This window comes from Listeria cossartiae subsp. cayugensis, assembly GCF_014229095.1.
Lineage (GTDB): Bacteria > Bacillota > Bacilli > Lactobacillales > Listeriaceae > Listeria > Listeria cayugensis.
In genome coordinates, this window is the sequence record NZ_JAARZC010000002.1 from 59,035 (window position 1) to 84,169 (window position 25,135).

23 protein-coding genes and 1 pseudogene are annotated in these 25,135 nt (G+C 38.8%); 9 read left to right on the forward strand and 15 right to left on the reverse strand.

Going from position 1 to position 25,135, the window contains the following annotated elements; all coding sequences use genetic code 11:
- Positions 1–61 precede the first annotated feature (61 nt).
- The 5 genes from HCB49_RS07380 to HCB49_RS07400 form a co-directional block, all read right to left on the reverse strand.
- Positions 62–1,210, reverse strand: coding sequence for a pyridoxal phosphate-dependent aminotransferase (locus HCB49_RS07380; protein ID WP_185481339.1), 1,149 nt, complete (start codon positions 1,208–1,210; stop codon positions 62–64).
- A 75-nt stretch (positions 1,211–1,285) separates the two neighbouring features.
- The gene (locus tag HCB49_RS07385) at positions 1,286–2,011 is read right to left on the reverse strand and encodes an amino acid ABC transporter ATP-binding protein (RefSeq protein ID WP_185604558.1); all 726 of its coding nucleotides are present in this window, start codon (positions 2,009–2,011) and stop codon (positions 1,286–1,288) included.
- Positions 2,004–3,464 (reverse strand): ABC transporter substrate-binding protein/permease, encoded by a 1,461-nt coding sequence (locus HCB49_RS07390; protein ID WP_185604559.1) that lies wholly within the window; start codon positions 3,462–3,464, stop codon positions 2,004–2,006. Before HCB49_RS07390 ends, HCB49_RS07385 begins: the two co-directional genes overlap by 8 nt.
- 191 nt (positions 3,465–3,655) lie before the next feature.
- A complete protein-coding gene (locus HCB49_RS07395) occupies positions 3,656–4,654 on the reverse strand; it encodes an inorganic phosphate transporter (protein ID WP_185481252.1) in 999 nt (332 codons plus the stop codon).
- A 13-nt stretch (positions 4,655–4,667) separates the two neighbouring features.
- Positions 4,668–5,288: a DUF47 domain-containing protein gene (locus HCB49_RS07400; RefSeq protein WP_003723380.1), complete on the reverse strand. Its 621-nt coding sequence runs from the start codon at positions 5,286–5,288 to the stop codon at positions 4,668–4,670.
- Positions 5,289–5,674: 386 nt separating this feature from the next.
- Here HCB49_RS07400 and HCB49_RS07405 point away from each other — a divergent pair, with 386 nt between their 5' ends.
- From HCB49_RS07405 to HCB49_RS07415, 3 genes are read left to right on the forward strand one after another with little or no spacing between them, the layout of a single operon-like run.
- On the forward strand, positions 5,675–6,559 hold the full coding sequence (locus HCB49_RS07405; protein WP_185481251.1) for an aldo/keto reductase: 885 nt from the start codon (positions 5,675–5,677) through the stop codon (positions 6,557–6,559).
- Positions 6,556–7,212: a DNA alkylation repair protein gene (locus HCB49_RS07410; RefSeq protein WP_185604560.1), complete on the forward strand. Its 657-nt coding sequence runs from the start codon at positions 6,556–6,558 to the stop codon at positions 7,210–7,212. The genes HCB49_RS07405 and HCB49_RS07410 overlap by 4 nt, the downstream gene beginning before the upstream one ends.
- A gap of 1 nt (position 7,213) precedes the next feature.
- Positions 7,214–7,606, forward strand: coding sequence for a VOC family protein (locus HCB49_RS07415; RefSeq protein ID WP_185604561.1), 393 nt, complete (start codon positions 7,214–7,216; stop codon positions 7,604–7,606).
- A gap of 12 nt (positions 7,607–7,618) precedes the next feature.
- Here HCB49_RS07415 and HCB49_RS07420 read toward each other — a convergent pair whose 3' ends face one another.
- Together HCB49_RS07420 and HCB49_RS07425 are read right to left on the reverse strand one after the other, a co-directional pair.
- Positions 7,619–8,488 (reverse strand): RluA family pseudouridine synthase, encoded by an 870-nt coding sequence (locus HCB49_RS07420; protein WP_185604562.1) that lies wholly within the window; start codon positions 8,486–8,488, stop codon positions 7,619–7,621.
- Positions 8,489–8,504: 16 nt separating this feature from the next.
- Positions 8,505–9,073: pseudogene (locus HCB49_RS07425) on the reverse strand (bifunctional transcriptional activator/DNA repair enzyme AdaA).
- A gap of 145 nt (positions 9,074–9,218) precedes the next feature.
- Between HCB49_RS07425 and HCB49_RS07430 the strand changes: the two are divergent.
- The 4 genes from HCB49_RS07430 (at position 9,219) to HCB49_RS07445 (ending at position 12,117) form a co-directional block, all read left to right on the forward strand.
- Positions 9,219–9,677, forward strand: coding sequence for a methylated-DNA--[protein]-cysteine S-methyltransferase (locus HCB49_RS07430; protein WP_185604563.1), 459 nt, complete (start codon positions 9,219–9,221; stop codon positions 9,675–9,677).
- A 115-nt stretch (positions 9,678–9,792) separates the two neighbouring features.
- Entirely contained in the window at positions 9,793–10,188 is a 396-nt protein-coding gene (locus HCB49_RS07435) for a GntR family transcriptional regulator (protein ID WP_185481246.1), read from the forward strand.
- Positions 10,178–11,056: an ATP-binding cassette domain-containing protein gene (locus tag HCB49_RS07440; RefSeq protein WP_185604564.1), complete on the forward strand. Its 879-nt coding sequence runs from the start codon at positions 10,178–10,180 to the stop codon at positions 11,054–11,056. The genes HCB49_RS07435 and HCB49_RS07440 overlap by 11 nt, the downstream gene beginning before the upstream one ends.
- Entirely contained in the window at positions 11,053–12,117 is a 1,065-nt protein-coding gene (locus tag HCB49_RS07445) for a hypothetical protein (RefSeq protein ID WP_185604565.1), read from the forward strand. The genes HCB49_RS07440 and HCB49_RS07445 overlap by 4 nt, the downstream gene beginning before the upstream one ends.
- 40 nt (positions 12,118–12,157) lie before the next feature.
- Here HCB49_RS07445 and HCB49_RS07450 read toward each other — a convergent pair whose 3' ends face one another.
- From HCB49_RS07450 to HCB49_RS07470, 5 genes are all read right to left on the reverse strand, one after another.
- The gene (locus HCB49_RS07450) at positions 12,158–13,351 is read right to left on the reverse strand and encodes an MFS transporter (protein ID WP_185604566.1); all 1,194 of its coding nucleotides are present in this window, start codon (positions 13,349–13,351) and stop codon (positions 12,158–12,160) included.
- 154 nt (positions 13,352–13,505) lie between these two features.
- On the reverse strand, positions 13,506–14,714 hold the full coding sequence (locus HCB49_RS07455; RefSeq protein ID WP_185392483.1) for an MFS transporter: 1,209 nt from the start codon (positions 14,712–14,714) through the stop codon (positions 13,506–13,508).
- A 33-nt stretch (positions 14,715–14,747) separates the two neighbouring features.
- A complete protein-coding gene (gene aroE, locus HCB49_RS07460) occupies positions 14,748–15,617 on the reverse strand; it encodes a shikimate dehydrogenase (RefSeq protein WP_185604567.1) in 870 nt (289 codons plus the stop codon).
- A 59-nt stretch (positions 15,618–15,676) separates the two neighbouring features.
- Positions 15,677–17,602 (reverse strand): oxidoreductase, encoded by a 1,926-nt coding sequence (locus tag HCB49_RS07465; protein WP_185604568.1) that lies wholly within the window; start codon positions 17,600–17,602, stop codon positions 15,677–15,679.
- Positions 17,603–17,671: 69 nt separating this feature from the next.
- Positions 17,672–18,526 carry a sugar phosphate isomerase/epimerase family protein gene (locus HCB49_RS07470; RefSeq protein WP_185604569.1) on the reverse strand — a complete coding sequence of 285 codons (855 nt, stop codon included), beginning with the start codon at positions 18,524–18,526 and terminating at the stop codon, positions 17,672–17,674.
- A 301-nt stretch (positions 18,527–18,827) separates the two neighbouring features.
- On the opposite strand from HCB49_RS07470, the gene HCB49_RS07475 reads away from it, so the two are divergent.
- Complete coding sequence (locus tag HCB49_RS07475; protein ID WP_185604570.1) at positions 18,828–19,706, forward strand: LysR family transcriptional regulator; 879 nt, start codon at positions 18,828–18,830, stop codon at positions 19,704–19,706.
- A gap of 36 nt (positions 19,707–19,742) precedes the next feature.
- Here HCB49_RS07475 and HCB49_RS07480 read toward each other — a convergent pair whose 3' ends face one another.
- From HCB49_RS07480 to HCB49_RS07490, 3 genes are all read right to left on the reverse strand, one after another.
- Entirely contained in the window at positions 19,743–21,047 is a 1,305-nt protein-coding gene (locus HCB49_RS07480) for a hemolysin family protein (RefSeq protein ID WP_185604571.1), read from the reverse strand.
- Positions 21,048–21,302: 255 nt separating this feature from the next.
- On the reverse strand, positions 21,303–22,172 hold the full coding sequence (locus HCB49_RS07485; RefSeq protein WP_185599805.1) for a cation diffusion facilitator family transporter: 870 nt from the start codon (positions 22,170–22,172) through the stop codon (positions 21,303–21,305).
- 63 nt (positions 22,173–22,235) lie between these two features.
- Complete coding sequence (locus HCB49_RS07490) at positions 22,236–22,661, reverse strand: low molecular weight phosphatase family protein (protein ID WP_185392576.1); 426 nt, start codon at positions 22,659–22,661, stop codon at positions 22,236–22,238.
- Between the two features lie 322 nt (positions 22,662–22,983).
- Between HCB49_RS07490 and HCB49_RS07495 the strand changes: the two genes are divergently transcribed.
- Positions 22,984–25,128 carry a penicillin-binding protein 1A gene (locus HCB49_RS07495; RefSeq protein ID WP_185604572.1) on the forward strand — a complete coding sequence of 715 codons (2,145 nt, stop codon included), beginning with the start codon at positions 22,984–22,986 and terminating at the stop codon, positions 25,126–25,128.
- Positions 25,129–25,135: the final 7 nt, after the last annotated feature.

Consider the following 25,135-nt stretch of genomic DNA (forward strand, 5'->3'; position numbering starts at 1 on the left):
TAACAACAGGGCTAAAATAAAAAAGAGCAAACTTGCTAATGAAGCGAGTTTGCTCTTTTAATTAGAAGGTTAATTTGGCTAGGCGGTTAAATGCTTCTTCGAGTACGCTGATGTCTTGGGTTGCGGCTAGGCGAACATAATTATCACCAGACTCACCGAAAGCTAGCCCAGGAATTACAAGGACTTGCGTTTCTTTTAACACATATTCTGTAAATGAAACGGAATCCATGTTTGTTTTAGAAATGTTGATAAAGGCATAAATAGAACCTTTGAGTGGGTGTAAAGAAAGATATGGGATTTCTTCCACCCGTTTTGCGATGTATTCTAGGCGTTTTTGGAAGGTTTCTGTTACTAAAGGAATGAGTGTTTCAGAATGATTTAACGCGTAAATAGCAGCTCGTTGGGACGGCGACGGGGCAGAGTACGTAATTCCTTCGTTAATAATCTTCGCAGCTTCGTTTAAATAAGTTGGAGCAATCATATAACCTAGACGCCAACCTGTCATCGCGAAATTTTTAGACATACTACCAAACGTAATGGTGTGGTCTGGCGCGAATTTGGCCATAGGTACGAACTCTTCATAAAAACTAAAACCATCATAGACTTCATCAGATAAAATAAAGAAATCGTATTTTTTCGCTAAATTAGCGATTTTTTCAAATGTTTCTGGTGAAAAAACAGCGCCAGTTGGGTTGTTAGGTGAATTTAAAATTAAAGCTTTCGTTTTATTAGTGATGGCAGCTTCTAAAATATCGACATTAATCGCGAAGTCATCTTTTTCGTAAGTAGGGATGATAACTGGCGTACCACCAGAGTTTAACACTTGATCTTTGTAAGGGGAGAAGTAAGGCTCGTGAATAATGACTTCATCGCCGTCATCAAGAATGGTTTGTAAAGTTAAATACATGCCATGAAGCGCGCCGACTGTGGCACGGATTTGGCTACGTTCAAAAGAAAGGTCGTAATTGCGGCTGAAATAACCACGGATGGCGTCGATAAGTTCCACGTCTCCACCTGATTCGGTATATTTCGTATGACCAGCTTTCACATCTTCAAATGCGGCATTTATAATTGATTCATCCGTAATTAAATCAGGATCACCAATGGATAAATCGAGAATATCAGGCATTGTTTTCGCGAGTGTACCAATATCAGCGAGAATGTTAACGGGCATTTGTTGGTGTCTTTTAGCGATTTTTGAGTTATTCATCATGTTTAATTAGCTCCTTTTTTCTATAAGTGCAGATAAACGCCTCACCGATAATAGGCGAGACGTAATCTAAGTTTATGCTAAAACTTTTCCTAAAAAGTCTTTTGTACGATCGTTTTGTGGATTTCCGAATACTTCTTCTGGTGTGCCTTGCTCTTGAATCACGCCTTCGTCCATGAAGACAACGCGGTCGGCAACTTCTCTTGCGAAGCCCATTTCGTGCGTTACGACAACCATGGTCATGCCTTCTTTTGCTAGTGACTTCATAACGCTTAAAACCTCACCGACCATTTCAGGGTCAAGTGCGGAAGTTGGTTCATCGAATAGCATGACGTCTGGATTCATTGCGAGCGCCCGGGCAATGGCTACCCGTTGTTGCTGTCCGCCAGAAAGTTGCGAAGGGTAGCTAGTTGCTTTATTAGCTAGTCCAACTTTTTCAAGTAAGGAGAGTGCATGCTTTTTGGCAACTGAACTATCTTCATTTTTTACTTTTGTTGGAGCGAGCATCAGGTTTTCGAGTACGTTTTTATGTGGGAATAAGTTGAAGTTTTGGAAAACCATGCCCATTTTTTGACGTAGTTCGTTGACGTTGGTTTGTTTGGCCATCAGGTCTTTATTTTCGAAAAGAATTGTGCCGGACGTTGGTTGTTCTAATAAGTTTAGGCAACGTAAGAAAGTACTTTTTCCGCTTCCAGAAGGGCCGATAACTACGACCACTTCTCCAGATGCGATTTCAAGGTCAATACCTTTTAAGACTTCTAATTTACCGAAATGTTTGTGTAAGTTTTTAATATCAATCACTTGTTCTCATTCTCCTTTCAGCAACACCTAGTAGTCTCGACAGGCTAAATGTTAGTACAAAGTAAATTAACGATGTAATGATTAGCGGGATAAATGGCTTGAAGCTTGCGCCTTGAACTACGCCAGTCATAAACATTAGTTCTGTTACACCGATCACGGATACGATGGAAGATTCTTTAATAACAGTGACGAATTCATTCCCAAGTGCAGGAAGAATATTTTTCACAGCTTGTGGCAAGATGATGTAACGCATGCTTGCTCCTTGTGTCATACCAAGAGAACGAGCTGCTTCCATTTGTCCTTTGTTGACAGCGGAAATACCTGCACGGATAATTTCAGCAACATAAGCGGCGCTGTTTAAGGATAGGGCGATACAACCAGAAACGAAGGCTGATACGTCCATTCCGATGATTTGCGTTCCGAAAAAGACGATGAAAATTTGAATAAGAAGTGGCGTACCACGAACAAATTCAATATAACATGCTGCTGGCCAGCGTAACCATCTTGTTTTTGCTAGTTTCATGAGTGCTAGTAATGAGCCGAGAATAGCGCCACATAATACGCCGATAGCGGCAAGGGCAATCGTTATTAATGTACCGGTGATAAAGTAGTTGCCATATTTTTCATAGAAGCTACCGTCTTGGAACATTAGTTTATTGGCTTCTTTTTGGTATTTTTTCAGTAAGCCTGTGTCTTGGATGTCTTTAATGGAGGCGTTAACTTTTGCTTGCAATTCAGTGGAGCCTTTTGGCATTGCGATGGCTGTTTCTTTACTACCGTTAGCAAATTTGATATCGGCCATAGCGAGTGTTTTATCTTGGCTAATATATGCTTCGGCGACGGGGCCTTCTAAAACAACGGCATCGACTTTGTTGCTTTTAAGGTTAAGAATGAGGTCGGGCACTTTTTGAAGGGAAACTACTTCAGAACCAACTAGCTCGTTTTGAGCTAATTCTTCTTGTGTCGTTTGCTTTTGGGCACCAACTTTCACGCCACTAAAATCATTCACACTTGTAAATTTATCTTTATCTGTTTTTCTAATCACAACTCGTTGTTGAACGAACATATATGGATCAGAAAAATCTACTTCTTTTTGACGTTCGGGTGTTGGTGACATCCCGGAAATAATCATATCAATTTTGCCGGTTTTTAGTGAGCCAAGTAAACTGTCGAAGTTCATTTCTTTAATATCTAACTTCACATCTAAATCTTTGGCAATTTTTTCGGCAATGCTTACATCAAAACCAACGACTTTATCTTTACCATCGATTGTTTGATGAAATTCATACGGTGGATAGTCAGCGGAAAGTCCGACTGTCAAAACACCTTTTTCTTGAATGTTAGTTAAGGTTTGATCCTTGGTATCAGCGGCGAACACAGTAGTGAAGCCAGAAAATACAACTATAAAAACAAGTAAAATTGCGGCGAACTTTTGTAATAAATGCTTCTGCATAAGTACAACTCCCTTTAGTATTTGAGTAATTTATAATAAATGAATCGTTATTATCGATGTTTATTATAATACATCAAAATGAGTAAATATGCAATATCTTTTTAAAATAATCTTATTTTTTCGTATAATTATTAGTTTTATTCAAAAAAATGTATAAAAAGAACCTCGCATAAGCAAGGTTCTAAAGTGTATTAAAGAATGAATCTTAGTACATAGAAGATAAGTGCTGCAATCGTTGCAGAAATAGGAAGTGTGATAACCCATGTGATAATCATGCGTTGTGCAGTATCCCATTTGACACCTTTCACACGGTGAGCTGTTCCAACACCAAGGATAGAAGAGCTGATTACATGTGTTGTACTAACTGGTAAATGAATGAAAGTAGCACCGAAAATAATGATAACGGAGCTTAAATCAGCCGCTACACCATTAACTGGTTTGATTTTCATGATTTTACCGCCGACAGTTTTGATGATTTTCCAACCACCAATACTTGTACCAATTGCCATTGCAATCGCACAGGATACTTGAACCCATAATTGCACATCATCAGTTGTTTGGAAACCACTAGCAATTAATGCCATTGTGATGATACCCATTGATTTTTGTGCATCGTTTGTTCCGTGTGTGTATGATTGTAGCGCAGCAGTTCCGACTTGAATCATCCGGAAGCGCCGATTGGTCGTGGCTAAGTTTAAGTTCTTCAAGAATATCTTGAAAAGTGAATATATCGTGTAACCGACTACGAAAGCAAGTACAGGAGATACTAATAAACCAACAATGATTTTAGTAAATCCGCTGTATTCAATTGATGCAAATCCAGCTGATGCAATTGCTGCACCTGCGATGGAGCCAATCAAGGCATGAGAGGAACTACTAGGAATTCCGAAATACCAAGTGATTAAGTTCCATGCAATAGCTGAAAGTAATGCTGCTAAAATAACAAGTTCCCCGTGATCTAAAGCGAATGGGTTAACAATGTCTTTTGTAATTGTTTTAGCAACCCCTGTGAATGAAATAGCACCCACAAAGTTCATTACAGCAGCGAGAATAATCGCATGTCGTGGTTTTAAGGCTTTTGTAGAGACACTAGTCGCAATGGCGTTAGCTGTATCATGAAACCCGTTGATTAGGTCAAATGCTAGCGCGGCAAGTACGATGACGAGGGTGATGAGAAACATTCCTTCCATCTATCTAGGCCCCTTACGCATTTTTCATGACAATTGATTCAAGCGTATTAGCAACGCTTTGACAACTATCAGCAATGTCTTCTAATTTTTCATAAACTTCTCTTAGACGAATAAGTTTAATTGGATCTTTTTCGTTTTGGAAAAGTTGGATTAGTGATTCGCGGTAAACATCATCACATTGAGATTCGTAATCTTTAATTTGAATCGCAAGTTTACGAACATCTTTTAGTTTTTTATCAAAAACAAGATCAACTGCTTTTTCAATTTCAACAGTGCTTGCTTGAATAGCTTGGATAAATTTAGTCATGTATTCATCATAATGAGTGATTTGGCAGATTTCTAGTGAGAAAGCTGTTTCATCAAGTGCATCCATCACGTCATCAAGGCGGTTAGTAAGTTCTAACATATCCTCGCGTTCGATAGGTGTAATGAAAGCGTCGTTTAATTCCATAATCATTTTGTGAACCATGGAGTCCCCAGCTGTTTCATATTCTTTGATTTTATTCGAGAAAGTATGTAGATCCTCCACCGAATTAATGTTGTAAGTTGCAAAGAAATTTGCACCTTCATGTAAATTTACTGCAATGTCATGCAACAACGAAGCAAAACGGTCTTTTTTATTTTTAAAAGCCATTTTCTTAATTCCCCCGATCATTTTTGGTCATTAATAATCAGCTCGCTTTTACTTTGAAAAGGGAGCTTTTTTCTTAACGATAAGTTAACAAAAATTAATAAAAAACTTGATAGATCTTTACCACAAATTAATACTAACATAGGATGGGAATAAATAGGAAACTTTTTTTTGACGACTTTGCAAATAAACGTTCTGACAGCGTTTCCAATGGCTGTTTTTAGGTATTTCACTAAATGAATAAAAAAAGTAGATTTTTTGTGGCTTTTTATTAGGAGAGTAAGGCGCATTTCGGTATACTGGTTTTAAAATATAAATTTGCGAAAATAGTGTATAATTCATTTAAGAGAAAAAGTTCACAAAACAGTTTTCGTGAGGAGGGTTTCGTTTTGACAAAAACTTTACAAGACAGAATGATGCTGCCGGGGAATGAGACAATTCCTTATATTGGACTTGGTGTGTTTCAAGTAACAGAACAGGAATTTATCGCTGGTGCTGTGGAGAAGGCCATTGAAGTTGGTTATCGGTTATTTGATACGGCGGCAGTTTATAATAATGAGGCAATTGTTGGGCAAGCGGTTGCGGATAGTGCGGTTTCGCGCGAAGAATTATTTATTAGCTCGAAAGTGTGGAACGGCGATCTTGGCTACGATGAGACGTTATTTGCGTTTGAACGGACGCTCGGAAATTTGAAACTGGATTATTTGGATTTATATTTGATTCACTGGCCAGTTGCGGGGAAATACCGTGATTCTTGGCGGGCGATGGAACGGTTGCATGATGAAAAATTGATTAAATCGATTGGGGTTGCCAATTTCAAGCAACATCATTTAAGTGATTTATTAGTTGCTGCCAATGAAAAACCTGTGTTAAATCAAGTGGAAACGCATCCACTTTTACCGCAAAATGATCTTCGGAAATATTTAGCGGAACAAAATATCGCGCATGCGGCTTGGTCGCCACTTGCGAAGGGGATTTTAATGCAAAATCCGGTGATTACAGAAATCGCGAAAAAACATCAAGCTTCTGTGGATCAAGTAATTTTACAATGGCATTTGAACCGCAATACGATTATTTTTCCGAAGTCGATTACTTCTAGTCGAATTGAAGAAAACTCACGCTTGTCGTATTTTCAATTGGATGCTAGTGATATGGAGAAAATTGATCGCTTGGAAACCGGGAAGCGTGTGGGGCCGGATCCGGATGATTTAGAGTACTTTTTAAGTAGCATTGAACGAGAACGTGCTTATTTAACAGGCGGGAGAACAGAATGATAGATATTCAAACGTTATTTCGCGCTAACGGTTCACCTCAAGATGCGAGCCCGATGGAAGCTTACATGAAAAATCAATTTACTTTTCTTGGGATTAGAGCCGGCGAACGGAAAAAATTAGTAGTGACATTTTTGAAAGAAAATGGGACGCCGGTGGATTTGCTTGGATTTGCCGCTACCTTATTTGCGGAAGAGGAGCGCGAATTTCAATATGTGGCGATTGATTTATTGAGCCGTTATGGTAAAAAGCAGCCAAGTGAAGCGATAGAAGTCTACGAAAAATTAATTGTAACGAAATCTTGGTGGGATACGGTAGATGGCTTGGCGGGAACGGTTGTAAGCAATCATTTCAAACTATATCCAGAACTGGTTCCTGCTTATAATGAAGCGTGGATCAACGGAGATAATATTTGGCTTGCGCGAACAGCGATTTTATTTCAGTTAAAATATAAAGAGCAAACCGATGTGGAATTGTTATTTTCCAACTGCGAAAAATGGCTTGATTCCAAAGAATTCTTTATTCAAAAAGCAATTGGTTGGGCGCTTAGACAATATGCGAAAGTGGATAGTGAGGCTGTTCGTCAGTTTGTAAATAGCCAGCCACTTGCACCGTTAAGCCGTAGAGAAGCGCTTAAACATATCGGGGAGGCGTAAAATGTTACATCACGTGGAAATCTATGTAGCCGATTTAGAAAAAAGTCGTGTATTTTGGTCAGAATTGTTAGAAGAGCTTTCTTATGAGTTATATCAGACGTGGACTGAAGGTTTTAGTTATAAGTTCGGGAAGACGTATTTAGTCTTTGTACAGACCGAGGAACCGTTTCTTGCAGAAGGTTATCATCGTAAACGAGTTGGCCTTAATCATTTAGCTTTTCATGGTGATACCAAAGAACGAATTGATGAGTTTCGGGCTAAATTAAAAGCAAAAGGAATCCGGCTTCTATATGAAGACCGATATCCTTTTGCTGGTGGTAAAAATCATTATGCCGTATTTTTTGAAGATCCGGATGGCATGAAAGTAGAAATTTGTACAGAAGTCACAGCGTAATGTTGTGGCTTTTTAAAATACCCAATCATCCCCAGCTGGCGCAGAAAAATTCATTTCTTTGCCTTTGAAAGGATGGTTTAAATGTAATTTCTCGGCATGTAGCATGATGCGATTAGCACGAGGAGAACCGCCGTAAAGCGTATCGCCAATGATTGGATGACCGATACCGCTTAAATGAACGCGGATTTGGTGTGTCCGACCAGTTTCGATTTGACACTCTACAAGCGAAGTGTTTTTTTCGTTATCATTTTCTAATACTTTTACATGGGTTACAGCGGGTTGACCGTATGGGCTGATTTGGCGTCTGGAGCCGTGGTGGCGATCTTCACCAATGGGTTTATTAATCGTCTGCATCACAAGCCCCCAAGTGCCGTCAACAGCTGCAAGATAAGTCCGGTGAATCGCTCTGTTTTCCATTTGCCACGATAGGCCGGCGATTGCTAATTTATTTTTAGCAAAAAGCACTAGTCCAGATGTTGTTTGATCGAGACGATGAACAGCTAAGGCATTCGCTTCTTGGCCTGTTTTTTCTAAATAATATTGCACTGCATTCGCGCATGTATCTCCTTCGTAACTATCATTCGGGTGCGTTTTCATACCAACAGGTTTATTCACGACAAGTAAAAAATCATCTTCATAAATAATTTCTAAGTCATACGCGTAAACCGGAATTTTTTCGTGCAAAATGTTTGGTAAAGAAAGACTTGCACCAACGAAAAGTGGTGTATTCCAATCTTCAAGTGGCTTATTATTAAGCAAAACATCTTGCGACATGCGAATTTCATGGCGCGCTTTTTTTCCTAGATGAAATTTTTCTTGCAAAATAGTTGTTAATGAAAGGCCTTCCCAATCTTCTAAAATGGGCAATGTTACATGTGTCATAATCGTATCATCCGTTCTAATTTAATTTTTTTATTCTTATTTGTCTCGAAATTGCTTTGGCGACAAACCAGTATGTCTTTTAAAAGTCGTTGAAAAATGGGAGGGATTTGGAAAGCCGGACAGTTTCCCGATAGTTTCAATGGACTGATCGGAATGAAGAAGCTGCTGTTTTACAAAGTCAATCCGAACATTCTCAAGATACGCAATAGGTGTAATCGTCTTAATCCGCTTAAACGTTCGATGTAAATGATATGGACTCCCGTGGCAATCGTCTGCAATTGTTTGTAAAGTAAGTGGACGAGCAAAATTTTCCTTAATATAACTTTCGATATTAGTAACCCACTCGGTATCAGGTAACGCATTACCACCAGATTTGCATCGTTTGCAAGCGCGATATCCATCCGAAAAAGCTTCCTCCGCACTATGAAAAATGACAATATTTTCTTTCTTTGGCAATCGTGATTTACAAGAAGGATAGCAAAAAATCTTCGTTGACGTAACTCCGTAGAAAAAAGAGCCATCAGCAGACTTGTCATTTGTTGCAATTGCTTGCCATCTTTTTTGGGTTAAGTAATAATCCGACAATGTTATCACCTCAACTTCTTATTAATCATAAACGTTATCAAGCCAAATTGCGAGGGAAACTTTTCTAATCTTGCTTTTATAGTGAAACTGCATAGGAAATCCACCTAATTAAGCGTATAATTAACGTTAGAAAGAGGTGAAGAGAATGGCGACTTTATACTATGATACGATCCATTTTTCAGAAAAAGAGCTTTATTTCGCCGCGACAGATCTAGGGCTAGTTTATATTGGAACACAAGAAGAACAAATCCAATCAGCCACGTTTGCCCCAGAAAAGATGACACTATATAAAGAAGAAATCCGAGCTTATTTGAACGGCGAACGTACGCAATTTACTGTACCAATTGATTTGGCAGCGACTCCTTTACAACTTGAGGTGTTTAATGCCTTACAAACCATTCCATACGGGGAAACACGAACCTACACAGAAATCGCCGAGCAAATCAATCGCCCTAAAGCTGTTCGCGCAGTAGGAACAGCAATTGGCAAAAACCCACTACTTTTAGTCATACCTTGCCACAGAGTTATTGGCAAAAATGGCAAATTAACTGGTTATAGCGGCGGAATAGCGATGAAAGAAGCATTACTAACACTAGAAAAATAAAGCTTAAATCAATTCTCTTTTTAATATGAGAATTGATTTATTTTTTTATCTACTGTACTATAGTAACTAGTACAATTAGTTCTCTATAGTAGAGTTCATGAAAGCAGGGGGAGAGATGTTTAAGATTAACACAAAAAGTCAACTACCGATTTATGAACAGATCGTCCAAAAAATTAAAGAACAAGTTGTCAAAGGGATATTAAAAGAAGGCGAAAAGATACTGTCGATACGGGAATTTGCTAGTAGAATAGGAGTGAATCCAAACACTGTGAGTAAAGCTTACCAAGAATTAGAACGGCAAGAAGTCATCGTCACGGTCAAAGGAAAAGGAACCTTTATAGCGAATCAAACAGATAAAGTTAATTCGCCAAAAAAGTTAGCAGAGACAAAAGTAAAATTAAAAGAAACAATACTCGATTTAGTTTACCTTGGAATTAATGTAGAGGAAATACATAGATTATCAGATGAATATAGTCAAGACATCATTGGAGGTGACGTGGTTGAAGGTTGATGCGCTTAGTAAAAAAATTGATGGAAAACTCTTATTGGATAAAATAACATTTGAAGTAAAACCAGGAGAAATTGTTGGTATAGTTGGACGGAACGGCGTAGGAAAAACAACTCTTTTTCGGACGATAATGGGTTTTTATATTCCAGATGAGGGGGATGTATACCTAGATGAGCCTTTAAGCAAAAATCCTCAACTAAAGCAAAGACTGTTTATGCTTCAAGATAATTTAAGTTGTTGGGATGGATATAAAATTCCAACGATCAAAAAATTCTATCAAAAGACATATCCATTATTTGATGGAGCTAAGTTTGATGATTTGATGAAGCAAGTCAACCTAGCCACAGATGTAAAATTTCAAAATTATTCTAAAGGAATGAAGGGGCTATTTGGCCTTGTTTTGGCACTTTCGGTAGGATCCGATTATATTTTACTCGACGAACCAATGGAAGGCCTAGATATCATTGCTCAAAAGAAAATTATGGGCATATTGTTAGGAGAAGTGGAAAAACGAAAACTAGGAATTATTATTTCTTCGCACCGTTTAGATGATTTAGATCCGATTGCTGATTATATTCATATTTTGCAAGATAATCATATTGAAGAATCGTATCATCTGGAATCGCTTCGAGAACAAGCTGTTAAGATCCAAATCGCTTTTGAAAATAAGAAAATACCACCTATTTTACTTGAAAACGGAAAAATAATTAACAAGTATGGCCGTGTATATACCATTTTATTCCGAGATATGAATACGGAATTATATGCGGCAATTAAAAAAGAAAAACCGATTTTCATGGATGAACTCGCTGTTACGCTGGAAGACCTGTTTATCTATCATCTAGAAGAACAAGGAGGCGATAAAGCATGAGTACAGGACTTCTCTGGAAAGAATGGCGTCAGAATGCTTGGGTGTTTATATTTATCATCATCGCTTTTATTGGCTCTGAAGCGACAACGGCAACAAATACAGTTAGTTTATTTAACGAAAACTACAAATATTATCAGTCGGAAGAATTCCAAAAACTAAATTCCACTGATCAAAAAATGACAGGGAATGAAATAAAAAATGATTTAAGCTTAACTCCTTATGATTTTGAAGGGAATTTAGCACTTTTCTTCTATATATTTTTATTCTTGGGATTAAAATTAACGGTTTTTGAGAAAAATAAGCAGATGGATTATTTTACGTTTGGTTTACCGTATTCAAGGCGGCAACTATTTTGGCATAAAATGCTTATTCCGCTCCTTTTGATTTTCTTGATAGGGCCGTTGATTATGCTTGGCAGGTTTATGTATATTTATCAGCAAATACCGGAAATATATTTACCAAGTGTGCCAGATGCGTTTATGTATATTGTTTCTTTTTCACTGTTGTTTTTATTTTCTTATATATTAGCAATGGCAGTTGGGAATTTAGTTGGAGAAATCATTACAGCTGGTATTATCGCTATTGGCTCAGTTGTGAGTTTTCTCTATATGTTCCCAGGAGCGTTAACTAATTTGATTGTAGGATTTAAAGCCTATTTTTCTGGGAAGACAATTGCTGATGTGGATGGTGGGGCAGTAATGTTGTTTAATGCACTTCCAACCCCAATTTTAAGAGGGGGAATGGCGTTAGGGGAATTTATCATTTTAATTGCTTTATCAGTAGTAATGTTAATCATTAGCTGGTACGCAATGAAAACCGCCTCTTTAGAAAACAACGGTAGATTTTTAATGAATAACAAATTCCGTCTACCGATACTAATCATTGGCTCCCTTTATATCACTATTTGTTTAAGTGGTCATTACGCCAGTTTTGAATATGCCAAATTAATTACGACTGGGCAAGTTGTTGGCTTAGTAATTAAAATGATACTAATTTTAATCGTAGCAGTCGTTGCTTTTTGGATACTTATGTACAAATGGAAAACGTTAAGGAAACATTAAAAAAGGTCGAGAACTGGATTATCCAATTCTCGACCTTTTTTTATATATGGTCACGAGCAAATTTTTTCTTTCTTGTAAACACAACCAGTAAGAGCGCTAATCCGAACAGTGCAATGCCGGCGTTTAGTAAGAAAATAGCGGCGATATCAACTCGGGAAATAGCTGCGGCAATTAGTGGGATAATAAATACGGCAATCCCTTCTGCAATGGTGTAAAGACTCGTAACAAAGCCTTTTCCACGAGCCGAAACTTCTGCAAGTAACGTAAGCCCTAGTTGAATGATTCCTCCAGCAGAGAAATAACCAAGTAAGAAAGCTCCAACAATACATACGATTTCGCTTGGGAAAGCAAATAATGTGAAGGAAATGAGCATCGTCATAGTGATGTAAGTAATTAAAATATACAACGTTCGTACGCCACGATTCCCTAAAACAAATGTTACGCACACGCAGATAATCGCTCCGACACTCGCATAGCTGACAAGTAATCGGGAAGCATCATCGGTCATATGGATGACTTCAGAGCCGTATTTAGCAATCCATTGACTCATAATATAAAGCAATGTTTGAGCGACAAAACCAAATAAAATCAAACAAATTTCATCAATACTAAAATGAAACTTCTGCTTTTTCTCTTCGGCAAGTTCTGCTTCAAAGTCTAGCGGTTTCCCAACAGTCATTGGCGGGAATGTACGCGTTAACGTATAGAGCAAGTTGATAAGTAAGATGACGATTAAAACAATAAAGCTCCAGCCATACCACAAGTTGTTGGCCAAAATGAAAGCAATCATGAACGGTAAAAGGAATTGTCCAGTTTGCACGAAGGCTTTCACGATAATGTTGGCAGAAGCAGCTTTTTTTGGATATGCTTCCATAAGTGCGGGATAAGTTCCTGTGTCTAAGAAGGAGTTAGCAATCCCAGCGGAAATCCCAAACGCATAAGCAATAATCGTGTTTGGACTTAACAAAATACCGCCTAAAAAGACAATGTAGAAAAACACTCCGAGAATAACAGACAACTTTCGACCAAATTTATCGGATAGTTTCCCCGAAATAAATACAGCTAATAATTTACCAATCCCAAAGGAAGATACAACGCCGGCAGCACCAGCTAAATCTGTATGCCATTTTTGAGATAAAAAATCAATATTTTGTGCGATGATGATTAACGCCATACCATGAACAAAGTAGTTCATATAAAGACCTAGTGATGTAGATAAATATTTATTTTTCATAGTCTGCTCTCCTTTATGTAAGTATGAGGGATTTTTATTAAAAATGTCCTCTTTTTTTAGGTGTACATATAGATAAAATACATAAGTTTGTGCTTTACTTCACAAATGATAGGTAAGTTCAACTGAGCAGGTGAATGCTCAGTTGAATAATTAATTATTTAGTTGCGATTTTAGATTCGCTTTTATAACGCATGTTGACGAAGATTGCTAGTAGGATACCAATAACAGTTATCGCTACATTGAATAATAACACATATTTCGGACCTTCGATACCACCAGCTTTCGTAATATAGCTCGCTACGTTTAAAACGATGTAGTTTGCTAGACTAGAAGAAATCATGACAATCGAAGTGATTTTCCCTTTGTTCGTTGGGAAAAATTCATTGGCAGTCGATACAGCTAGTTGAAGAACCCCACCAGCAGCGGCGTATCCGATAACAAATCCACCAATCAAACAAATAGTTGGCGTTTGAACGATGTAAATAATTAGTAGCATTAATGTTGCGATTGCTGGATAAAGAATCAAAATTCGTACTGGTAAAATAAATTTCTTCACGAGAACAGCGGTAATTAAAATCGCGCACATGGTTCCTAGTGAGTAGAATGATTGAATTTTACTTGGATCAGCCATACCGTATAATTTTCCGAGTTCTTGGTTACAGTTTAGCCATAGTTGGAAAGTAGATGTACAGGTAAAACCAATACCGATAATTGCCCAACTTGTTGCGTTGAATTTCATTTTTGCTGGTTTTGCTTTTTCGCCGCCAACATTGTTGTTCATTGGAGGGAATGGCATAAACGCGATAATTAAACCATCGATAACGATTAAAGCCATTGTAATAATGAATAGTGTACGGAATGACATATTTGCCGCCGCAACCATACCAATTGCGAAAGGTAAGACGAATTGTCCGATAGAGATAGAGAATTTAGTAAACATATTGGCAATTGCGCCATTTTTCGTGAAAATTTCTAGAACAGATGGTGTTACGGCTGTGTCTAAGAATGAGTTCGCTGCTCCTCCGACAAAAGCGAAAGCGTATGCGATATACATATTCGGTGCAAATGCAAGACCGATGAAATAAATAGCATATAAACCAACCCCGATTAATGCGGAAGGTTTACGACCAAATTTATCTGAAAAAGGTCCAGAAATAGGTAGTGTTAGTAAGCGACCTAAGCCAAGTGCCGCGATAACCGCGATAACCATACTTACATCAAATGTGCCGTCAGAAAGCGTATCTGCTCCCCATACTCCAGCGAAATCTTGTTTGTATTGGCCAAGAATGGATACCCCAATACCGTGAATAAAATAAGTAAAATAAAGTGCTATTGCTGTTGGATAAAATCTTTTTGCGTTCATTTTTTTCTCCTCTCGAAATCCTGATGAATTTATTTAGTTAAAATATAGATCCTTTATTTCTGAAACTGGCATATCTTTTCCAGTAAACAGTTTGTATGCTTCAGCGCCTTGCCACAAAAGCATTCCTAACCCGCCAACTATTTTGCAACCAGCCGCTTCTGCATCTAGTAATAGTTTGGTTTTTTTCGGGTTATAAACAATATCTGTTACGATGAGTTCTTTTTGAAAAACAGAGGGATCGTTAATTGGTGTTTCTTGTTCATTTGGATGCATACCAACGAGTGTTGCGTTGACAAGGATGTCACTGGTTGCAATTTCCGCATGTAATTTTTCTGTATCGTTCAGATCATAAATATGTACGATGCAATGTGGTACTTCTTGTTTAATCGAAGTAATCGTTTGTTTAGCTTTTTCATAAAAAGCATCTTTAATATTAAAAATGGTGATTTCCTTGGCCCCATCAAGTGCGCACTGGACTTGGATTGCTGTAGCCGCGCCACCAGCGCCGATTATAGTCATTTTTTTACCGGCAACATCGACATGAGCATCTCGTAAATTTGCAACAAAACCAAGGCCGTCTGTGATATGCCCGGTTAGTTTCCCGTTTTCATTTACGATAGTGTTAACAGCGCCAATCATCCGAGCAGCAGGGGAAAGGTCATCCATGTATTTTAAAACTTCACTTTTACAAGGCATGGTTACGTTAGAACCACGAAGGTTGAATGTTTTGATTGCACTGATCGCATCAGCAACTTTTTCGATAGGGGTATCAAAAGCAAGATAGGCATAATCCAAACCGGCTTTTTGAAAACTGTAATTATACATGATTGGAGATTTTGAATGATCTATGGGTGAACCAATTAAGCCAAGCAGCCTAGTCGTTCCTGATATTCGATTTTCCATGTTTCCTTTACCTCCGAATGAATCATACTCGCTGTCCTCACAACGAGTATGACAACAAATTATAATTGTAATACAGCATCTAGTGCTTCTTTCGTTGCGTCTAATGCCCGGCGTGCGCGAACGGCATCACCGATCACATAGGTTTCGGGTACGATTTCCTTGATAGCTTCTTCTAGCGGGTTATAAGCTCTTGATCCCATTGCCAGAACGACAGAGTCAAAACCGTCAATTCGGTATTCTTTGTCATCTGCTAAGGAATACGTTACCCCGTCTGTAAAGAAACTGGTCACTTTTGCGTTAGTCACACTTTTGATTTTATATTCATCGAAATCACGCATAAGGAATTTACGATGCTCAGAAATGACATCTGCTCCGACTTCATCGCGTAGTTCAACAACAGTGACATCATGGCCTGCTTCACCCAGAAATGCGGCTGTTTCACTACCAACCATTCCGCCACCGACAACTAGGACTTTCTTGCCACAGGTTTCTTTGCCATCCAGTAAGTCAACAGCGTGTATTAACCCAGCATCCTCAATTCCTGGAATAGGTAAAACAAGCGGAGTTGCGCCAGTCGCAATAATAACAGCATCTGGGGAAACTTCCTGAATAAGTTCTGTTGTGACAGATGTATTCGTTTTAATTTCTACATCGAATTGCTCGCATTTTTTAATATAGCTGCGAACCATATTGGTCAAATCACCTTTGCCGGGAGGATAGGCTGCTAGGCGCATTTGGCCACCAATCATATCAGATGCTTCGTATATGGTTACATCATGTCCGCGAGAGCCGGCCATCCATCCAGCGTAAAGTCCGCCAACACCGCCACCGACAACCACCACTTTTTTACTTGATGTTTTTGGTAAGTAAGCTTCTGATTCGCGGCCGAGTAACGGATTGACTAAACAAGTAATTGGTTTTCCAGCATACATGTTAGCGACACATCCTTGAAGGCAAGCGATGCATGGAAGTAGTTCATCCAGTTTGCCAGCCGCTGCTTTGTTTGGTGTTTCTGGATCTGCTAAAGACTGACGCCCAAAGGCAACTAAGTCAGCGCGGCCTTCACGAACCATTAATTCCGCATAATGTGGTTCGGTAAAACGACCAACCGTAATAACGGGGATAGAAACTGCTCGTTTAATTTGCGTCACAAGGTCGGAACTAAATCCCGCATGTAAGACGGTTGGCGCCCACATGTATTCATCGCGAATGTGGACACTGCGGGAAACATGCAAACCATCCAAACCACAATCTTCTAAATATGCGGCAACCGTCGCGCTATCTTGAACGCTAAGCCCACCGTCCACGCCATCGGTACTATTAATTCGGCAGAGAATCGCGATAGAATGTCCAACACGTTTACGAATACTTTCGATAATAAGGCGCGGCAACCGCATTCTATTTTCAAAACAACCGCCAAATTCATCTACACGCTTATTTGTACGGGCGGATAAGAAACTACTTACTAAATAACCATGCGCACAATGAACTTCAACTGCATCCGCACCCGCTTTTTTGGCACGTAAAGCAGCTTCTCCGTAAAGCTCGATTAATTCGTATAGCTCTTCACGGGAAATGGCTTCCGGCGTATTTCGACCAGCAGCAGAGGCAATCGCAGAAGCGGCTTTTAAAGGAAAACCAGATACTTTGGAATTCCCTTCCGGTCCAGCGTGCTGCAATTGCACAGAAATTTTAGCTCCGGCATCATGACACACATCAATTACTCGTTTAAAACTAGCAATTTGATGATCGCTATAAAGACAGGCTTTATTAGCGCCACCTTTTGCACGGACATCTACTACAGTCGCTTCAAACGTAATCAGTCCAAAGCCACCAAGTGCTCGTTCTTTATAATAAGCAAGGGAAGTATCTGATAAAGTTCCATCTGTATTCGCATAGTTGTTACACATTGGTGACACGACAAATCGGTTAGGCACTCTCATCGGCCCAATATCAATGGGGGAAAACATCGAATTAAATTTCAAAAATAACACTTTCCTTTCAACAGGGAATCGTTCTGCTAAGTTACAGTTTTCACATAATCGGATAGACGTTTACTTTGGAGCAATCTCTGGCCATGCTTCGTCTAATACTTTTTTTGTTGCATTATATACTTTGATTGCCGCATATTCTAAACCAGTTGCGACCATCGAGTCTGAGATAACTTCAACCCCCATAACACGCGGATGAACACCGTGTTCTTTTAAAATTTTTGCAAAACCGACCGTATCTCCGTATCCTTCTCCAGGAGCTAAACGATCATGAAGGGATTCTTCGCGCAGTTCTTTGTAAGGCGTTTCGTGGACGTCACATAATTGAATGGATACAATTCGGTCAGCGGGAACATTTTTGATAGATTCGGCTGTTTGGTTTGCTCGAGCCCAGTGCCACGTATCGCAAATCAGTTGTGCGTTAGCGCGGCCACATGCTTCTGCAACTCGCCAAGCTGTTTGTAAGTCCGGGACACCACTATATGGCATAAATTCTAAACCGATAATTAATTCTTCGGCCCGGTCACATAGTTCACCAAGCGCGACAATGATTTGTTCTTCAGGGAGTTTTTCAAGCAAACCGCAGTTAATATGTTTGACGCCGAATAATCGCGCCATATGAAAAGTGGTTTGCTCTTTCTTTTGTTGTTCCACCGTACGATCTTGGGCAGTGCCCCACTGTGTTATGTACTCGACTTCGGTTACTTTCATGTTGTGCTCGTCTAAAATTCGGAGCATGTCTTCGTCGGTTAATCCGGCAGCTAGTGCGTCAACATAGTTTTCTGCACGTAAGCCGATTCCGTCAAAACCATTTTCAGCAGCGACTTTAACACGTTTAGGAAACGATACCTCCGTTCCGAGTGTGTAAGAGCTAATCGTGATGGGGCATTTTTTTAAGTTGCCATTTGCATTTGTCATAAAAATTATCTCCTCTCCATAATAAAAATTACAAGAAACTTTGATAATATTTTCACAAACACCAGCAAAAAAATAAATTCCACTAAATTAAAAATCTCTGATGTGATAACGCCTTCAATAGTTGAAAAATGAACTGGACAGTTAACCTATTCTACCGTATATTGGTTTTTAAGGAATAAGTTTATTTCACTGGCGTAACTACAGTTTAATTGTATTATGACTATTCCATAAAAACAAATTGGTATTATTCTATTAATTGATAGATAAATTGCATAGATAATTTTTAGGGAGGGGAGAAGGCATGAATTTACACCATTTACGTTATTTCGTCACATTGGCGCACATGGAGCATTACACAAAAGCAGCTGAAAAATTGCTAATTACGCAACCTAGTTTAAGCCACGCGATTTCCTCTTTAGAACAAGAACTAGGCATCGCTTTATTTGAAAAAGAAGGCAGGAATATCGGTTTAAGTAAGGCGGGGAAAGTGTTTCTTGATTATGTGGAAGAGTCACTCGATATGCTAGACACAGGTGTAGCTACTACTAAAAAAGCGGCAAATGGGGAAGGACAGATTGACTTAGCTTTCTTGCAAACGCTCGGAACCTCCCTTGTACCAAAGCTCGTTCAAGAATTCTTGCAAACTGAACCGGAAAAGAAAATCGATTTCGTTTTCCATACTGGTGTTTCGATTGATATTATTCAAGGCTTAAAAGAAAAGAAATTTGATATTGGCATCTGCTCCAAACTCGAAAATGAACGAAATATCCATTTTACACCGATTGCCAAACAAGAATTAGTGCTTATTGTGCCAAAAAATCATCCGCTAGCTGAGAAAGACTGGATTGATTTGAGCGAAACAGTAAACTTTCCGCACATTGCCTTCTCGAAAAAAAGCGGATTACGGCCAATTATCGATGAACTATTTAGGAAAATTGGTGCGGAATATTCAATCACCTATGAAATCGAAGTAGATCAAGTGATTGCAGGGATGGTTGCGCAAAATTTTGGAATAGCAGTGGTTCCGAATATGCCAATTTTGAATTATATCGACGTCAAAGTGTTGCCAATTAGGAGTCCGAACTGGGAACGGTTCTTTTATTTAGCAGTTGCGAAAAATCAGACCCTAACTCCCGCGGCGGAGAAATTCAAACAATTTATGTTAGAGCATCGCATTTAAAAAAAGCTATCCCACTCAAGGGATAGCTTTTTCGAATTAGTCATTTGTTTTTTTGATAATCTCGATATACTCAATATGGTGAGGTTCGCCTTGTTTTACGCGGAAAATAAAACCATCGTAATCAATCTCATCCCCAACTTCGACTTCATAATTTTGCGTTAAGAACCAACCACCGATTGTGTCAACTTCTTCTTCCTCAATTTCGGTACCTAAAATATTATTTACTTCATCAATCAAAAGTTTCGCATCGACAATATAGTGTCCATCTTTGATTTTACGAATTTCTGGAATTTCATCAGCATCAAATTCATCACGGATATCCCCAACGATTTCTTCCACAATATCTTCTACCGTAACAAGCCCAGAAGTACCGCCATATTCGTCAAGTAAAATCGCGATATGAGAACGTTCGCGCTGCATTCGGAAAAGTAATTCTTTAATCGGAATCGTTTCAATCACTCGGATAATCGGTTTTACGTAAGGATCAATGCTAAAACTAGGATTGGAACCATGTTCTACATAAGCCGATAAAATTTCTTTCAAGTTAAGTACGCCGATAACATGGTCTTTGTCACCATCAATAACCGGGTAGCGCGTATATCGTTCATTTTGCATAATGTCGGATAATTCGCCGATTGTAGAACCAGTATCAACGGTCACAATCTCGGTTCGTGGAATCATGACTTCTTTCGCCATGCGTTCATCAAAATCAAAAATCTTATTCACATAACGGAATTCTGATTGGTTGATTTCACCACTCTTATAACTTTCACCAACGATTATTTTTAACTCATCTTCGGTATGTGCGATTTCATGTTCCGAAGCAGGTTCTAAGCCAAAAAGACGCGCGATGAAAACCGCAGATCCATTTAAAATCCAAATGAATGGGAACATCACTTTATAAAAAATATGCAGTGGACGAGCAACCGACAGTGCCACAGCTTCTGTTTTATCAATCGCTAATGTTTTCGGTACAAGTTCGCCGACAACCACGTGTAAAAACGTGATAAAAAGAAAGGCAATCGTGAAGGAAAGAATCGTAATAGCAGATTGCGGCAATTCCATTAAGCTAAATAATGGGTGTAGAGCAGCTTCTACCGTAGATTCACCTAGCCAACCAAGTCCAAGAGAACTAATCGTTATCCCGAGTTGGCAGGCTGATAAGTAAGCGTTCAAATGGTTGTAAATGTGTCTAGCAAGGACCGCGCGTTTATCTTTCTCCGCAATCAATTGGTCCAAGCGGCTCGGTCGCATTTTAACAATCGCAAATTCCGTTGCCACGAAAAACGCCGATATAGCAATAAGTAAAGCTATAATTAAAAATTTAATGGTTAATATCAATAAATCGCCTTGACAGAAATAGTTTCTGCTAAGGCAAACACCTCCTAATTTAATATAAATAAGCTTATGATAAAACTATCTATATAGAAGAAAAGCCGCTCTGGAAGAGAACTCCTCCAATGTGTTGCTGCATATTTTTCATTCTAGTTAGATAATTTGTATGAATTAGTTTCTCTGCCCCATCGAATATTCCCTCCCAGCAAATGATACTTTAATCTAAATTATAGTTGACTTTACGGCGATTGACAACGAATATTATTCGAAAAATGGTTCGATATGAACTAAAGTAAAAGCACCTTCGTATTCATTGCGAATTTTTTGCTCAACGATTTCGGTGATTTCATGACTTTTAACCACATTTAGCTCTGGATCTACGGCGATAGTAGCATCAATCCAAATTCGATTACCATTCATTCGCGCTTTAATATCAATAACTTTCTTCACATCAGGGACGGAAGCAATTAAATCATGAATCGTTTCAAGTTTAGAAACATCAAAGCCATCCGTTAACGAATGAGCAGCATCGTAGAAAATTTTGACAGCCGTATAAACAATTAAAACGCCAACTAAAAAAGCTGTCACTGAATCAAGCCAAGGAATCCCAAGCACTGCCCCGATAATCCCGATGAATGCGCCAAAACTAACAAATGCATCTGACCGATTATCATAAGCAGCAGCTCGCACCGCTTGGCTATCTATTTTTTTCGCAAGTTGGTGATTATATAAATAAACGCCGTACATAAACACGCCAGAAAATAGGGCAACGACTGCAGTTAACATCGATGGCGTTGCAAATTCTTTTTCAATGATATGTACAATCGAGCTCCAAATAACTTGTACACCAACGAGAAACATAATAATAGAAGCAATCAAAGAGCTAATCGTTTCTGTGCGACGATGTCCGTATGAATGATCAGCATCAGGTGGAATTCGCGAAATTCGAAGGCCAATTAAAAGCGCCACAGAAGCGATTATATCCGTTGTATTATTCAAACCATCAGCAAGTAAGGCATCGGAATTTCCAAGCTGACCAGCGACTATTTTTAACACAGCGAGAAATAAGTAAGCAAATATACTCAAAAATGCCGCTTTCTCTGCCTTTTTTAAATCGTTGTATCCATCCATTATGTATGACTCCCTTCTCGTTTAACATAAAAGTCCCGCCTACAAATGGCGGGACAACAGAATCTAAGCCTCTATCAATACGTGCTCTAAATTTTTTACGGATAAAGCAATGTTATCACACACTTCTTGATAACTTGCCCATTTTTTTGGTAACGCTATTTCTTGTTCTGGATCATCAATGTCCCAATAAATTATCTTTTCTTGTATGTCAGCGGGAAAATTTGGTGCAGTTTCATATGCAGAATCATAAATTGTTACAATGAGATCAGCATCTGCCAGTAGTTCAGAGCTCGGGGAATAAGACAAGCTTTCAGGTGGCTCAATCGCAAACTCATTCAACGCTTCTGCAATAAATGGTGTTGCTTTGGATTTATGCCAAGAACCGCTAATGAATTTGACATTGCTAAGTGAAAGTCTTTTCGCCCAGGCTTCAGCAATGGCACTTCGAATATGCGTTTGTGATAAAAAGTAAATCAGCTTTTGCGTCATATTCCAATTCCTTTCCGGCTTATTAATGCGTCCATGTAAAACGTCTGCCATTACTTGTTGTACACAGTATATAGGTGATTCTTATTACCAAAACACAAGTATTGGTAACAGTAATATCTACCCTTTTTAAACTACTAGAAACATTAAAATGAAGAAATTGTAAAAAAGAGGTTAACAAATATGTAGGAAATATGGATTATTACAAAATTATTACAAAAATCGGTCTAAAGTTGGTGGCATAAAGTTGCTTTTTAACGTAAAATACGTGTATAACTGTGTTTATAGTTTTAGTTAATACCGTGTAGAAAGATAGGAGAGTTACATGGACAAATTCAAACAACAACTTATTAAATACCTGAAATTATTCTTTGGTTTTATCGGAAAATGGATTAACAAAGGATGGCAGAAATTTAGACGCTTCTGGAAAAACAAACATATCGGAAAGATTTTTTTACTAGCTGGACTTGTATTTTTATTAAGTTTTATTATTTATCTTGTAGTTGTCGCAAAATCTGCTGATATAGATGCTTTGAAAAAAGGTCTAGAATCCGCCACGATTATTTATGACAAAGACGGTGACAAAGCGGGAGAACTTTCTTCCACGGACGCAACATTTGTATCCATCAATAAAATCTCTAAAAATCTTCAAAATGCGGTCGTTTCCATTGAAGATAGAAAATTTTACGAACATAAAGGCTTTGACTTAAAAGGGATTGCCCGAGCTGGTGTTAACCTAGTCACAAGCGGAGGTATTTCTGGTGGTGGTAGTACAATCACGCAACAACTTGCCAAGAATGCGTTACTAACACAAGAACAAACCTTTACACGAAAAGCGAAAGAAATTTTCATGGCTCGAGAAATCGAGAAAACCTATTCCAAAGATGAAATTATGGAAATGTACTTAAATCGCTCTTATTTTGGTAACGGAGAGTGGGGAGTCGAAAATGCTTCCTTAAAATATTTTGGGAAGTCAGCGGCCGATTTAAATATTCCAGAAGCCGCGACAATAGCTGGATTACTTCAAGCTCCAAGTGCATATGATCCGTACCAACATATCGACAAAGCAACGAACCGCCGGAATATGGTTTTAAATGCGATGGTCGAAACAGGCAATATAACAAAAGCAGAAGGCGAGAAATATAAAGCAACGAAAATTGTTTTAAATGATCAATCCAAAGATCCACTTGCAAATAAATATCCATGGTATGTCGATGCAGTTATAAACGAAGCTGTCAATGAAGCGGATATAACACAAGACGAAATCATGCAAAAAGGGTATAAAATCTACACAGAATTAGATCAAAACTATCAAACCTCTTTAGAAAAAGTATACAACAACGATAATTTATTCCCATCGAATGCGAATGACGGTACATTAGTCCAATCTGGCGCAGTCTTAATGGACCCTGCGACTGGGGGCATTCGGGCACTTGTTGGTGGGCGCGGCGAACACGTTTTCCGCGGCTTTAACCGAGCAACTCAAATGAAAGCTCAACCAGGTTCGACGATGAAACCTCTCGCAGTTTACACACCAGCGCTTCAAGCAGGTTACGATGTTGACTCAATGCTAAAAGATGAAAAAACAACATACAAAGGAAACTATACACCAACCAATGTTGGCGGCGTTTATAGCGGAGAAGTTCCGATGTACAAAGCCGTTGCAAACTCGATTAATGCCCCGGCCGTTTGGTTGCTCGACCAAATTGGTATCGATAAAGGCGTTAAATCAGTTGAGAAATTTGGTATTACTGTTCCCGAACAAGATAAAACACTAGGTCTTGCCCTCGGTGGTATGAGTAAAGGTGCTTCGCCAGTCGAAATCGCGACCGCTTATGCTACATTTGCCAATAATGGCGCAAAACCAGAATCACATATTATCACTAAAATTGTCGACCCATCAGGCAATACCGTTTACGAAAATGTGCCTAAAACGAAACAAATCATTTCAGAAACAGTTTCTAATGAAATGACATCGATGCTACTTGATGTTATCAACACAGGAACAGGTCGAAGTGCAGCTGTTTCAGGTCACGAAATGGCTGGGAAAACTGGTTCAACTCAAGTTCCTTTTGATGATACTAACGGAACAAAAGATCAATGGTTTGTTGGCTATACACCAAACTTGGTCGGTGCCGTTTGGATGGGATTTGATAAAACCGACAAAGAGCATTATTTGACGACAACAAGTTCTGCGGGTGTTTCCAGTTTGGCGCACTACGTCATGAACAGTGGCTTACGCTATCAGAAATCCACAGACTTTAGTACGAAAAGTGCTGCACAAGAAACTGCTGCGAAAAAAGAAGAGGAAGAAGCAACGAAAGATAGTGGTAGTGACTTCTGGAGTGGCGTAAAAGAAAAAGCAGATGAAGCCGGTGAAACAATTAAAAAAGGCGCCGATAAAGTAAAAGAATTTGGCGGAAAAGTTTCTGATGGCATTGGAAATTTAATTGACTCGATAGGCAATTAATGGAAAG